The organism is Brevibacterium sp. R8603A2 (assembly GCF_023072605.1).
GTDB classification, from domain to species: domain Bacteria; phylum Actinomycetota; class Actinomycetes; order Actinomycetales; family Brevibacteriaceae; genus Brevibacterium; species Brevibacterium pityocampae.
The window spans coordinates 205570-218304 of the sequence record NZ_JALLGN010000003.1 but is presented as its reverse complement, the minus strand read 5'-3'; the positions used below and the strand labels follow the sequence as shown (position 1 = coordinate 218304).

The 12735-nt window shown below is 67.2% G+C and carries 13 protein-coding genes; 8 read left to right on the top strand and 5 right to left on the bottom strand.

The window, feature by feature from the left end:
* Position 1: 1 nt before the first annotated feature.
* The 4 genes from MTQ12_RS04505 to dnaA all read right to left on the bottom strand — a co-directional run bounded on the left by MTQ12_RS04505 (position 2) and on the right by dnaA (position 4990).
* Complete coding sequence (locus tag MTQ12_RS04505) at positions 2 to 520, bottom strand: DciA family protein (protein ID WP_247424382.1); 519 nt, start codon at positions 518 to 520, stop codon at positions 2 to 4.
* A complete protein-coding gene (gene recF, locus MTQ12_RS04500) occupies positions 517 to 1644 on the bottom strand; it encodes a DNA replication/repair protein RecF (RefSeq protein ID WP_247424379.1) in 1128 nt (375 codons plus the stop codon). The genes MTQ12_RS04505 and recF overlap by 4 nt, the downstream gene beginning before the upstream one ends.
* Positions 1644 to 2789, bottom strand: a complete 1146-nt coding sequence (gene dnaN / locus MTQ12_RS04495; protein ID WP_247424376.1) for a DNA polymerase III subunit beta — start codon at positions 2787 to 2789, stop codon at positions 1644 to 1646. Before dnaN ends, recF begins: the two co-directional genes overlap by 1 nt.
* A 545-nt stretch (positions 2790 to 3334) precedes the next feature.
* Complete coding sequence (gene dnaA, locus MTQ12_RS04490) at positions 3335 to 4990, bottom strand: chromosomal replication initiator protein DnaA (RefSeq protein ID WP_247424373.1); 1656 nt, start codon at positions 4988 to 4990, stop codon at positions 3335 to 3337.
* A 526-nt stretch (positions 4991 to 5516) separates the two neighbouring features.
* Between dnaA and rpmH the strand changes: the two genes are divergently transcribed.
* The 8 genes from rpmH to MTQ12_RS04450 all read left to right on the top strand — a co-directional run bounded on the left by rpmH (position 5517) and on the right by MTQ12_RS04450 (position 11105).
* Positions 5517 to 5654 (top strand): 50S ribosomal protein L34, encoded by a 138-nt coding sequence (gene rpmH, locus MTQ12_RS04485; RefSeq protein ID WP_137318513.1) that lies wholly within the window; start codon positions 5517 to 5519, stop codon positions 5652 to 5654.
* Positions 5655 to 5656: 2 nt separating this feature from the next.
* Positions 5657 to 5995: a ribonuclease P protein component gene (gene rnpA, locus MTQ12_RS04480; RefSeq protein ID WP_137318514.1), complete on the top strand. Its 339-nt coding sequence runs from the start codon at positions 5657 to 5659 to the stop codon at positions 5993 to 5995.
* Positions 5992 to 6399 (top strand): membrane protein insertion efficiency factor YidD, encoded by a 408-nt coding sequence (gene yidD, locus MTQ12_RS04475; protein ID WP_247424370.1) that lies wholly within the window; start codon positions 5992 to 5994, stop codon positions 6397 to 6399. The genes rnpA and yidD overlap by 4 nt, the downstream gene beginning before the upstream one ends.
* Positions 6400 to 7359: a membrane protein insertase YidC gene (yidC, locus tag MTQ12_RS04470; protein ID WP_137318516.1), complete on the top strand. Its 960-nt coding sequence runs from the start codon at positions 6400 to 6402 to the stop codon at positions 7357 to 7359.
* A gap of 15 nt (positions 7360 to 7374) precedes the next feature.
* Entirely contained in the window at positions 7375 to 7893 is a 519-nt protein-coding gene (locus MTQ12_RS04465; protein ID WP_137318517.1) for a R3H domain-containing nucleic acid-binding protein, read from the top strand.
* A 146-nt stretch (positions 7894 to 8039) separates the two neighbouring features.
* The gene (gene rsmG, locus MTQ12_RS04460; RefSeq protein WP_137318518.1) at positions 8040 to 8660 is read left to right on the top strand and encodes a 16S rRNA (guanine(527)-N(7))-methyltransferase RsmG; all 621 of its coding nucleotides are present in this window, start codon (positions 8040 to 8042) and stop codon (positions 8658 to 8660) included.
* A 158-nt stretch (positions 8661 to 8818) separates the two neighbouring features.
* A complete protein-coding gene (locus MTQ12_RS04455; protein WP_247424367.1) occupies positions 8819 to 9718 on the top strand; it encodes an AAA family ATPase in 900 nt (299 codons plus the stop codon).
* A complete protein-coding gene (locus MTQ12_RS04450) occupies positions 9711 to 11105 on the top strand; it encodes a ParB/RepB/Spo0J family partition protein (RefSeq protein WP_247424361.1) in 1395 nt (464 codons plus the stop codon). Before MTQ12_RS04455 ends, MTQ12_RS04450 begins: the two co-directional genes overlap by 8 nt.
* A gap of 485 nt (positions 11106 to 11590) precedes the next feature.
* Here the strand turns inward: MTQ12_RS04450 and MTQ12_RS04445 are convergent, their stop codons facing one another.
* Positions 11591 to 12730, bottom strand: a complete 1140-nt coding sequence (locus MTQ12_RS04445) for a peptidoglycan-binding protein (RefSeq protein ID WP_247424358.1) — start codon at positions 12728 to 12730, stop codon at positions 11591 to 11593.
* Between the last annotated feature and the right edge of the window lie 5 nt (positions 12731 to 12735).

Here is a 12735-nt window from a genome sequence, read left to right as displayed (position 1 = left end):
CTCAGCCGTAGGTGTCCCGCGGACCGCGGCCGGCGACGCTGCGCCGGCCGCGCTTCCACGACCGCTGAGTGGGTCCGAGGACGGTGAGCTCCTCGACGACCCGGCTGCCGAGCTCGCGCTCGAACCGATCGAGGAGCAGGGTGGTCATGATCCGCAGCTGGGTGGCCCAGGTCGTCGACGATGCCCGCACAACGAGGACGGGGGGTTCGAACTTCTCGACAGTGCAGTGCGCGGCGACGTCGGGGCCGACGAGCTCGGGCCAGCGGCCGAGCACCGTGCCGACCTCGAGCGAGGTCGACCAGCCGTGCTCGCGCGCGATCTGCCCGAGCCCCGCACGGAGCGGCTGCGGATCCCGGGGGTCCGCCTTCGACCCGGTGTAGACCGGCTCGACCGGTCCGCCGCGGGTGCGGGTGGACCGGAACAGCGGCCGGAAGTCGGAGTCGGCCATCCGGCGGATCCGGTCGAGCGCCTCGAGCGCGGCGGCCGGCACCGCGGAGAGATCCCCGGACTCGGTGCTCACGGGGTCGTCACCTCGGTGAGGTCGACGACCCGCCCGGCGAGGTTGGCCGGGATGTCCTCGCCGACGGCGGCGGTGATGAGCACCTGCTCGGCCTCCCCGATCCGCGCCGCCAGGCGACGGCGGCGGCCGGCGTCGAGCTCGGCGAACACGTCGTCGAGCACGAGCACCGGCTGGTCCTCCCGCTCCGCGGAGCCGCCGGTGAGCAGCTCCCATCCGGCGAGGCGCAGTGCGAGGGCGAGCGACCAGCTCTCCCCGTGGGAGGCGTAGCCCTTCGCCGGCATCGTGCCGATCGTGAGCTCGACGTCGTCGCGCTGCGGGCCGATGAGGGTGAGGCCGCGCTCGATCTCCGGGCGCCGCCGATCGAGCAGCCCGGTGACGACGACGGCCTGCACCTCCTCCGGGGTGTGCGCCCCGGAGTAGTCGAGCCGGGAGGCGTAGTCGACCACGGCGGCACGGCGCTCGCTGCGCGCCTCGGCCGCGACGTAGGCGAAGCCGTCGGCGAGCGGTTCGCGGAGGTCGGCGATGAGCTCGCGGCGCCCGATGACGAGCTCGGCGGCGGACTCGGCGAAGGCCTGGTCCCAGATGTCGAGGGTCGCCTCGAGCGCGGGGTCCGGCTGGGCGCGGAGGCTCTTGAGGAGCGCGTTGCGCTGCCGCAGGGCCCGGTCGAGGTCCGCGATCACCCCGGCCATCCGCGGCTGGCGGGCGACGAGCAGGGTGTCGAGGAAGTCGCGCCGGTCGGCCGGCTCACCCTTGACGAGGCTGAGATCCTCCGGGGCGAACACCACGCTGGGGAGGAGGCCGAGCACCTCGCGGGTGCGGACCCCGCGGCGGTTGATGCGGGCCCGGTTGGCACCGCGGGCCTTGATCGTCACCTCGACGGTGACCTGCCGCTCGCCGCGATGGGCGAGGGCGGAGACGGTCGCCTCCGGCTGTTCGTGGCGGACGAGCGGAGGATCCTGGGACACCCGGTGGGAGCGCAGTCCGGAGAGGTAACCGACGGCCTCGACGAGGTTGGTCTTGCCCCAGCCGTTGGGAGCGGCGAAGGCCGTGACCCCCGGCTCGAGCTCGAGATCGAGCGAGGCGTAGGAGCGGAAGTCACGCAGCGAGAGCCGTGACACCCACATCAGAATCTGATGATCGGCATCAGCAGGTAGCGGTACGAGGAGTCGTATTCACCGTCGATCTCCTGCTGGCCGGAGATCACCACGGGCTTCTTCGGCTCGGTCATGGAGAACCGGACGAACGGGGAATCGATCGCGGCGAGGCCCTCGGAGATGAAGCCGGGGTTGAAGCCGGTGGTGATGTCCTCGCCGGTGATCTCCACCGGCAGCGACTCGCTGGCCTGGGCGTCGTCGCCGGCACCGGCCCTCAGGGTGAGCGCGCCGTCGGCGAACTCGAACTTGATCGGGGTGTTGCGCTCGGCGACGAGCGAAACGCGGCGCACCGCCTCGTGCAGGGCGGCGGTCTCGAGGACGGCGTGGATCGGCACGTCCTTGGGGAACAGCGAGCGGACCTTGGGGTAGTCGCCCTCGACGAGCAGCGAGGTGGTGATGCGGCCGCTCGAGGAGAAGGCGAGCATGTCCTTGCCGCCGGACTCCGCAAGTGCGATCTCGACATCGCCGCCCATCGCCTTCGCCGCATCGGCGAGAGTGCGGCCGCGGACCAGCGCGGTGGCGGAGATGTCGGGGGTGCGGGGGTTCCAGTGGAACTCGCGCACCGCCAGGCGGTAGCGGTCGGTGGCGAGCAGGGTGACGGTGTCACCCTCGATCTCGACGCGCACGCTCGTGAGGATCGGCAGGGTCTCGTCGCGCGAGGTCGCGATGCTCACCTGGGACACCGCGTGGCTGAACTCGCCGGCGGACACGACGCCGGAGGTCTCCGGCACGGTGGGCAGCGCGGGGTACTCGTCGACGGGCATCGTCATGAGCGAGAACCGGGAGGACCCGCAGGTGAGGTCGACCTTCGAGCCGTTGCGCTCGAGGGTGACGGGCTGGTTGGGCAGGGCCTTGGCGATGTCGGCGAGCAGCCGGCCGGAGACGAGCAGGGTGCCGGGGGCCTCGACCTCAGCGGCGATCTCGACGCGGGAGGAGACCTCGTAGTCGAACACTGAGAGCTGCACGGAGCCGGCGGGATCGGCGGTGATGAGGATGCCGGTGAGGACCGGGACGGCGGGGCGCTGCGGGAGGCTCTTGGTCGCCCAGGTGACGGCCTCGGCGAGGACATCGCGTTCGACTCTGAACTTCACGGCCCCGGCGGATTCGGCGTTCACGGCACTCCTGTGGTTGAGGTCTCGCATGCGCTGCAGCGCGGTCTGATGGCGAGTTGAAACTCTACACTCAGCCTACCGGCGTGGCGAATTGGAAACACCCCGTCGGATGTGCTTCTCACCCGGGTTCCGAAGTCCGCACCGGGACCGGCCGGAACCCGTCCGGAGACGCTCCACAGCCGGCCCGGCGTTCGATTCGAACCATCGGTCCTCGAGCTCGTCGATCCTCCGCGCTCGGATCACCCGAGGTTCCCGCCCCGCGATCAGCGGTGCTCGAAGGGATGTCCTCGAATGAATATGCAGTCGTAGTAACAGCACGTGTGGAAACTGTGGAACTACATCGATGTCATCGAGTATCCATCGGGCGCAGCGCCTCCGGGCACCGGTGGACATCGTGTGGACGCCGTGGTGACGCGAGGGGGATGAATGTGAATCACATCGATGTGAGTACACAGCTCTCCACCGACGCCGTGTGATCCGTGCACGTCCCCGTACCCAGGCCGAGGGCCTTCGCCCACAGGGTTATCCACAGCTGTGCACAATGCGGTTCATAGTCGATGCTGCTGTTTGATGCGGTTTGTGAGTTCGGTGACCTGGGTGTAGAGCGCCCTGCGCTCGGCCATCTGTGTTCGAATCTTCTTGTTCGCGTGCATCACCGTGGTGTGATCGCGGCCGCCGAACTCCTGGCCGATCTTCGGCAGCGAGAGGTCGGTGAGCTCGCGGCACAGATACATCGCGATCTGGCGTGCGGTGGTCAGGGTACGGGACCGGGACGAGCCGCACAGGTCGTCGAGCGTGAGCCCGAAGTATGCCGCGGTCTGGCCCATGATGTCCGTCGCGGTGATCTCCGGGGTGTCCTCGTGGGTGATGAAGTCCTTGAGCACGGTCTCGGCGAGGCCGACCTCGATCGCCTGGTCATTGAGGTTGGCGAAGGCGGACACGCGGATGAGCGCGCCCTCGAGCTCGCGGATGTTCGAGGAGATGCGCGAGGCGATGTACTCGAGGACGTCGTCGGGCACCGGGAGGCCCTCGCCGGCGGCTTTGTTCCGCAGGATCGCGAACCGGGTCTCGAGGTCGGGCGGCTGCACGTCGGTGAGCAGGCCCCACTCGAAGCGGGACCGGAGGCGCTCCTCGAAGCCCTTGAGCATCTTGGGCGGCTGGTCGGAGGTGATGACGACCTGCTTGTGCTCGTTGTGGAGCGCATTGAAGGTGTGGAAGAACTCCTCGACGGTCGCATCCTTGCCCTGGAGGAACTGGATGTCGTCGATCATGAGGATGTCGACCTCGCGGTAGCGGCGCTGGAACGCCGGCCGCAGCGAGTTCGAGGTCGTCGAGGAGCCGATCGTGTTGATGAAGTCGTTGACGAACTCCTCGCTCGAGACGTAGCGGACCCGGATGTTCGGGTAGAGCTGTGCGGCGTAGTGGCCGATCGCGTGGAGGAGGTGGGTCTTGCCGAGCCCGGAGTCGCCGTAGATGAAGAGCGGGTTGTAGGCCTTGGCCGGGGATTCGGCGACGGCGAACGCCGCGGCGTGGGCGAACCGGTTCGAGGCGCCGATGACGAAGGTGTCGAAGGTGTACTTCGAGTTGAGCTGGGACACCCCGCTCGGGTCGTCGGCGGTCGTCGGTGCGGCCCCGGCCGGAGCCGAGGCGGCTGCCGGACGACCCGGTGCGCTCGGGGTGGGAGAGCTCCCGGCGGTGTCGACGGCAGGCTGGTCGCCGCTGCCGGGGTGCGTGAGGTCGGCGGGGCCCGCGGGGGCGGCCGAGGTGCCGGCCGGATCGGGAGGACTCGCGGAGGCGGCGGGACCGGTCCCCGGGGAGGGCGCCTCGGCCGCGGAGGCGGTGCCCGGTGCGCCAGCGGCGGCACCGGGGGAGCCGGACCCGGGGTGTGCGGTGCCCCGGGTCTCCGGCGGCAGCGGCGCCGGGACGTCGAGCGCCGGGTCGACCGCGATGGCGAAGGTGACGTCGTGACCGAGCGCGGTGGAGAATTCGCGGGCGAGCGGCTCGCGCAGATGGGTCTCGAGGGTCGTGCGGGTGAGATCGTTGCGGACGGAGAGGACGACGAGCTGACCCTCGACGAGCGCCTTGGGCACCGCGAGGGAGAGGAATCCCTTCTGATGCGCGGTGATCGTCGGATCATTGAGCAGATTCGACAGGACGACCTGCCAGATCTCATGCAGATCGTCGGATGTGCTCGGGTTGCTCACTGCTGCTCCTGTCCTGCCTCCCCGGAACTGTGGATAAGGGGCGACTCGCTTCCACATAGTTTTCCACACATTGTGGAGGAGGACCGGGTGAGGCCCCGGATTCATCCACATCGGTGGAGAAAGGTGTGGAAAGTACACGGATGTCATTTGTGGACCGGCCTGTTCACGGCCGAGTGGTGAACTCCGAGAGGATCGGCGGTGAACGGGAACCGGCACCCGGTCGACGGAGCGGCCGGCCGGTGATGTGCGCCTGAACGATGGAGGGGCGCAGGAGCCCGTCTGCGGTCATGGGTCGGGTGCCGCGGCATTACACGATTCCGTCCGCGAGCGCCCGGTTTGACCGTCTTTCGGCGTGGCGTCTATGCTGGAGTGTCCTGTGTTGCGGGCCCATCGACGAGGTGTGAGTGACTTCCCCACGGCCAACAGCATCAGGAGTGCACGGCCGTGAGTGGTCCACCTCGTGTGAGATGCGAAAGCAGAACCGTGCTGCCCGGCACCAGCAACGACAGATAATCGGAGAACCGAAGTGAGCAAGCGTACTTTCCAGCCCAACAACCGCAAGCGCGCCAAGACCCACGGCTTCCGGCTGCGTATGCGCACCCGCGCCGGACGCGCCATCCTGGCTTCGCGTCGCCGTAAGGGACGCAACGCGCTGTCCGCCTGATCGTGCTCCCCGGTAGGAACCGGATTCATCAGGGCGACGATTTCCGCCGCGTCTTCCGCACCGGCCGCAGAGCCGGGACGAAGCATCTGGTGATCCATTTCCTGTCGACACTCGATGAATCCCACGCTCCGCGCGTGGGATTCGTCGTCTCCCGGGCCGTCGGCAACGCGGTCGTCCGCAATCGGGTCAAGCGCCGGCTCCGGGCGATCCTCCACACCCGGCTCCCGGAGCTCGGCATCGGGGACATGATCGTGGTGCGCGCACTGCCGGCAGCCGCTGACGCCGACTCCGCCGAGCTGTCACGCGCGGTCGACCGGGCATTCGAACGGCTTGCAGGATGAGGCACGGGGAGGACACCCCGTCCTCGCTGCCGTCGGCACCGGCCGGCGGCCGGGCGCGGTTCGTCCACCTCTTGCGCATCGCCCCGCGGATGCCGTTCGTGTGGTTCATGCGCCTGTACCGGAGGATCATCTCGCCCTTGTACGGTGACGTGTGCCGCTATTACCCCAGCTGCTCGAAGTACGCGCTCGACGCCTTCGAGTCGACGGGTGCCGTGCGCGGTGCGCTGCTGACGACGTGGCGGGTGCTGCGGTGCAACCCGTTCTCCGGCGGTGGGGTGGACTACGCACCCGGGTCCCTCATGGAGGCCCGGAGCCGGGAGATCAACGCCGACCGCAACAGTGGCACAATGTATCGAGACCTCATCACGTACGACCGCGCCGATCCGCGGCCAAGGAGAGACTGAATGTCATGGATTGACAATCTGCTTCTGCCCCTGCAGTGGGTGGTCGCGTGGATCCTCGCAATTTTCCACCAGGTGTTCACCAGCCTGGGCCTCGACGCCGGCAGCGGTTGGACCTGGGTGCTGTCGATCGCCGGCCTCACAGTGGTGATCCGGGCCATCCTCATCCCCTTGTTCGTGTACCAGATCAAGGCGCAGCGCAAGATGCAGCTGATCCAGCCGGACATCCAGCGGCTCCAGGCCAAGTACAAGGGCAAGAAGGACCAGTTCTCCCGACAGGCCATGGCCGAGGAGCAGATGGCGCTGTTCAAGAAGCACGGCACCAACCCGTGGGCCTCGTGCCTGCCGCTGCTCGTGCAGCTGCCGATCTTCTTCTCGCTGTTCCGCGTCATCAACAACATGCATCTCATCGCGGTCGGCGACCTCCCGCCGATCGGCGGTGTGACGCAGGCGCTGGCGCAGTCGGCGGACGTCGCGACGATCTTCGGGATCCCGCTCCAGGCGACCTTCCTCACCGACGGGATCGGCGCCAAGGCGCTGACCGCCGTCCTCATCGTCATCATGGGTGTCACGCAGTTCATCACCCAGAAGCAGATGATGACGAAGAACATGTCCGAAGCCGCGATGAACAACCCGTTCATGCAGCAGCAGAAGATGCTCCTCTACATCATGCCCGTGGTGTTCGCCGTCGGCGGTGTCTACTTCCCGCTCGGCGTGCTCGTCTACTGGCTCGTGTCGAACACGTGGACCATGGTCCAGCAGTTCGTCGTCATCCGGAACATGCCGGCGCCCGGCTCGAAGGCCGAGAAGGAGCTCATGGAGCGCCGCGCCAAGAAGGGCAAGTCCCCGCTCCCCGGCTCCAAGCCGATCGAGATGACCCCCGAGCCCGAGGCGCCCGCCGCCGGACAGCGTCAGCAACCGGTGGGCAAGGCCCGGCAGAAGAAAAAGAAGAAGAAGAGATAAGAGGTTGGGAGAGCGATGACTGAGAACACCGAGACCGCGCCGGTCGAGGACACCAAGCCCACTCGTGCGGAGATGCTCGAGGAGGAGGGCGATATCGCAGCCGATTACCTCGAGGAGCTGCTCGACATCGCCGATGTCGACGGCGACATCGACATCGATGTGGCCGACGGGCGGGCCGAGGTCGCGATCGTCTGCGAGGACGAGGACTCGAACCTCTCGACCCTCGTCGGACGCGATGGCGCCGTGCTCACCGCTCTCCAGGAGCTCACCCGGCTCGCCGTGCAGACGAGCACCGGTCAGCGCTCGTGGCTCATGCTCGACATCAACGGCTACCGCGACCGTCGCAAGGATGACCTGCGGGCGCTCGCCGATCGCGCGATCGGCAAGGTCACCGAGACCGGCGAGCCCTACACCTGCCGGCCGATGAACTCCTTCGAGCGCAAGGTCGTCCACGACCAGGTCGCCAAGGCAGGCCTGCGCTCCGAGTCCGAGGGCGAGGGCGACCGCCGGCACGTGGTCATCCACGCGCAGTGAACCCCGTGGAGGCCGGCACGGACGACGCACGCAGCGACAGCACCGCCCGGAGCACAGGCGGACAGGGCACCGAGGCCGCGGCGTCGGGGACCCGGGGCCAGCCGGAACGCTCTGCTGCGGGCGCGGGGTCACCGGATGACGCATCGGTGGAGTCCGAGCCCGCGCTCGCCGCTGAACTGTTCGGGGAGCGGATCGATGCCGCCCGCCGCTATGCGCACCACCTGGCGACGACCGGTGTCGAATGGGGGCTCATCGGCCCCCGAGAGCTGCCGCGACTGTGGACGCGCCACATCCTCAACTGCGCCGTGGTCGCGGAGCTCATCGCGCCCGACGACGTCGTCGGCGACGTGGGCTCCGGAGCGGGGCTGCCGGGCATTCCCCTGGCACTCGCCCGGCCGGACGCCCGGTACGTGCTCATCGAGCCGATGGAACGTCGGGTGGAGTGGCTGCGCATGGTCCTCGACGACCTCGAGCTTCCGCACGTCCGTGTGGTCCGGGGACGCGTCGAGGAGCTCGTCGACGACGAGGTGTTCACCGTCGTGACCGCGCGGGCAGTGAAATCTTTGGCCGTGCTCGTCGAATGGTGCGCTCCGGTGCTCGGCCCTGGCGGTCGACTCCTCGCGCTCAAGGGTGCGTCCGTCGATGCGGAGATCGAGAAGGCGCGGAAGCAGATCCGACGGGCGAAGCTCGAACCACCCGTGGTGCACGAGCTCGGTTCGCCTCCCCTGGAGATCCCTACCCGCGTGGCGGAGCTGCGGCGGCGCTGAGCGGGCGTGCGGAAGAGCTTGCAGCAGCAGTAATAGAACGTAATTCGAACGCAAAACGACGCTGATCCGCGGCACCGCGTGAATGTTTCACGTGAAACACTGCACCGACGTCGGTAGACTTCACGTGGCACACACTTCCCAGGGACGGAGCATGCACAATGCCGATCATGGACGAGTCGACTCCCCTCGGGGCGCAGATCGCACGCGACAACCGCCGAGCCCAGCGGCTTGCGACGACGACCTTCCCCAAGCCCGATGCAACGCGCATCTTCACGGTTGCCAATCAGAAGGGTGGGGTCGGGAAGACGACGACGACGGTGAATATCGCTGCCGCGCTCGCCTCGCAGGGACTCCGCGTTCTCGTGATCGACATCGACCCGCAGGGCAATGCGAGCACGGCACTGGGGATCGAGCACTCGACAGAGGTCAACAGCATCTACGACGTGCTCATCGACGATCTCCCGATGGAGGAGGCAGTCGCTCAGTGCCCCGATATCGAGAACCTCCACTGCGTGCCGGCGACCATCGACCTTGCGGGGGCTGAGATCGAGCTGGTCTCCCTGGTCGCTCGCGAGCAGCGTCTGGCGAGATCCCTGGCTCGGTACCTCGAACTGCGGGCCGAGGCCGAGGACCGGGTCGACTACGTCATCATCGACTGTCCGCCGAGCCTGGGCCTGCTCACGGTCAATGCATTCGTCGCGGCACGAGAGGTGCTCATCCCCATCCAGTGCGAGTACTACGCGCTTGAAGGTCTGAGTCAGCTGCTGAAGAACATCCAGCTCATCCAGAAGCACCTCAACCCCGAGCTGCAGGTGAGCACCATCCTGCTCACGATGTTCGATGGCCGCACCAACCTGAGCTCGCAGGTCGCCGAGGATGTGCGAGCTCATTTCCCCCGTCAGGTCCTCGACGTGGCGATCCCACGATCTGTGAGGATCTCCGAGGCGCCGAGCTATCGACAGACCGTGATCACCTATGAACCGAACTCTTCCGGCGCGCTCTCCTATCGCGAAGCCGCCGAAGAGATCTCACAGCGAGGAGTGAAGAGCCATGGCTGAACGCCGACGTGGACTGGGACGTGGACTGGGGGCGCTCATCCCGGACGTCGTGAGCGACGAGCGGCCCGTGGACGTGTTCTTCCCCGCGCAGGAGAAAGGCTCGGATGTTTCACGTGAAACATCCGAAGCCCGATCGAGCAAGGATCCGGCAGTCTCCATGCGTCGCGCACGAGCTGAGAAGAAGTCCCCCGCCAGCTCGCGCTCGAAGGCGACCACGCGCCGAACAGCGAAGACTGAGTCGGCGTCGGTGAGCGACACGGCGGTCGCTGACGAATCCGCGAACAGTTCGACCACGAACGGCTCCAGGGCGACGAGCATGACCGCGAAGAACGCCACTGCGGGCACGTCTGTGCCACCAGGGCCCACCGGGCGGAAGAAGTCGCAGGGATCGACAGAATCTGCTGGTGCCGACACCCAGCGGTCACCGGAGCAGAACCCCGCACACACTGGCCCCGGCGCGCAGACCCCGACCGCGGATCAGGATCAGCACGCTGATTCCGCGCAAGCCGGCACGCAGGCAGAGACGGCCGGTGTTTCACGTGAAACATCGCTCGAATCGGTTCCCGGCACTGCTTTCGGACTGTTGCCTGTCGATGCGATTGCAGCGAATCCGCGGCAGCCGCGGTCGGTCTTCGATGAGGATGCGCTCGATGAGCTCGTCCATTCGATACGCGAAGTCGGGGTGCTTCAGCCGATCGTCGTTCGTGTGATCGACCCTGAGGAGCCCAGATTCGAGCTCATCATGGGTGAGCGACGGCTCCGGGCCTCGCGGGAGGCCGGGCTCGAGAGCATTCCAGCAATCATCCGGCAGGTCGATGACGTCGATCTCCTCCGTGACGCACTGCTCGAGAACCTCCATCGCGCTGATCTCAATCCCCTCGAAGAGGCAGCCGCCTATCAGCAGCTGCTCGATGACTTCGCCTGCACACAGGAGGAGCTGTCCGAGCGCATAGGGCGGTCTCGTCCGCAGATCACCAACACCCTGAGGCTTCTCAAACTACCTCCACTGGTCCAGCGCAGAGTTGCCGCCGGCGTGATCTCTCAAGGTCACGCTCGCGCGATCCTCGGACTCATCGACCCTGCAGCGATGGAGGTGCTGGCTCAACGCGTGGTGGCCGAGGGGCTGTCGGTGCGTGCAACGGAGGAAGCTGTCGTCCTCCTCAATCGTGGTGATCGTGTGAATGTTTCACGTGAAACACGGGCCGCAAATCCCGAGCTCTCGAGCATCGCGCGAGACCTCGGAGACCGGCTGGATACCCGAGTCAACATCACCATGGGGAAGCGCAAAGGCAAGATCAGCGTCGAGTTTGCAAACGAGGATGATCTTAAGCGGATTCTCCAGACTCTCGGGATCACCCAGGCCGATTCCGGTGACACTGTGAGTTGACGCTGCCGCTCCGGAGGATTCGACGAGGGCGGGCTGCCACGATGGCAGCCCGCCCTCTGCTGTTCTGGGTCGAGAGCTATTCGGCGTGGAGATCAGCGATACATCGCGGGATTGGTAGTTGTCGGATGAGCAGGGGTTGACCGAATGAGTCCGGCTCGGGTCATGCACGAGCGGTTGCTCGACCGATGACAGCACCGCAGAGCTTGTAGTTGAGAACGCGCAGACATGCCACTTCGCTCGGCAGGGGATGTTTCACGTGAAACAATCCTCAGAAAGCTCAGATGGCTCAGATGGCTCAGACAGCTCAGACGGCTTCAGATGGCCCCGGACGGCTCGGACACATCGGCGGTCGAGGCACCGCAACACAATCCATGAGCTAAAGGCGGAGGTCGAGGGCGGCCCGTGAATGCTGCGCAACCGGAAGTGGGCCGCTCGGGGCAGTGCGGCCGACCGATGCCGCGGAAAGGCCGTGGCGCGGACGATCGTCAGAGCTGAGAGCTGACGGCGGCGAGGTCGAGCGTGCCGGTGGGCGGGTCGGTCTCTTCGCGCAGGTAGAGGCGCTGCAGGGAGACGGCCACGGATTCGGCGATGAGATCGCGGAGGCGCTGATCCTCGAGGGCGGCCCGGTCCTCGTCGTTGCTGATGTAGCCCGGCATGACGTGGACCTTGGGCGTGCGCACCCTGCGCAGCGACTCCCATGTGCGTGGGTGGCTGCGGCAGTCGAGAAGACCGGTGCGAGCACACAGCTCCTTCTGCATGAGCTCGGCCAGGCGTCGTCCCACCGGGGAGGCGACGGACGGATCGTCACCGCGTCCGAAGTAGTACGTCGCAGCTCCCTGTGCCTTCGGGGACGATGAGCTGTCGAGATTGATCGTGACGATTGCCGAGGCGCCGAGCTCGTCACCGAGGGTGGCGCGCTCAGCACTGTCCTCGACGTAGACGGTCGCGGCGCCGAGCGCTGACAGTCGTCCCTCGAGCCGGCGGGCGATGTCCGCAGCGTACTCCTCGGCACATGATTGAGTACCGGGCGGAAACGTGGTCGTGACGAAGTCGGTCCGTGTGGTCGCCGCCTCGATGACGACGACGCGCCCGGCGAGCGAGGGTCCTGAGGCGGTCACGCGGGCGCGCTCCTGGAGCGCGAAGACATCGCCCTCTCCCTGGTCCCTCTTGACTGCACGGAGGCCGCTGAGCGTGGTCGGCCCGGCGATGCCGTCCGATCGGAGCCCCAGTCCGGTCTGAGCTTCCCGGACAGCCGCATCGGTGGCCTCGGCGAAGATGTAATCGATGCGATCAGTGTAGATGCCGAGGCGGCTGAGGATCTTCTGGAGCTCGGCCACGTCGTCTCCGCGCAGCGGGCGGACGGGATCGAAGCGAAGCACCCGGTCGCCGAGCCGGAAGCGGGCGAGCTCGATCTGACCGAAGGTCTCCGGGCCGAGCAGCCCGTCGCACAGGAGGCCCCGCTCCTGCTGGAAGCGGCGGATCACGGAATCGAACTGGTGATCGAATTCCGGAGAATCGGAGTCTCCCACCGGGTACCCCAGGCGCGACAGCTGCGACTTGGTCGCCAGCAGGATGTCGCTGCGGTCTCCCCGCGACAGGGAGGGGAAAACAGAGGTGGGTGTCATCGTTC

Excerpts from the sequence above, each read along its gene's own strand:
- recF (WP_247424379.1), bottom strand. The coding sequence starts at position 1,644 with ATGTGGGTGTCACGGCTCTCGCTGCGTGACTTCCGCTCCTACGCCTCG.
- yidD (WP_247424370.1), top strand. The coding sequence starts at position 5,992 with ATGAGGCACGGGGAGGACACCCCGTCCTCGCTGCCGTCGGCACCGGCC.
- yidC (WP_137318516.1), top strand. The coding sequence starts at position 6,400 with ATGTCATGGATTGACAATCTGCTTCTGCCCCTGCAGTGGGTGGTCGCG.
- MTQ12_RS04465 (WP_137318517.1), top strand. The coding sequence starts at position 7,375 with ATGACTGAGAACACCGAGACCGCGCCGGTCGAGGACACCAAGCCCACT.
- MTQ12_RS04455 (WP_247424367.1), top strand. The coding sequence starts at position 8,819 with ATGCCGATCATGGACGAGTCGACTCCCCTCGGGGCGCAGATCGCACGC.
- MTQ12_RS04450 (WP_247424361.1), top strand. The coding sequence starts at position 9,711 with ATGGCTGAACGCCGACGTGGACTGGGACGTGGACTGGGGGCGCTCATC.
- MTQ12_RS04445 (WP_247424358.1), bottom strand. The coding sequence starts at position 12,730 with ATGACACCCACCTCTGTTTTCCCCTCCCTGTCGCGGGGAGACCGCAGC.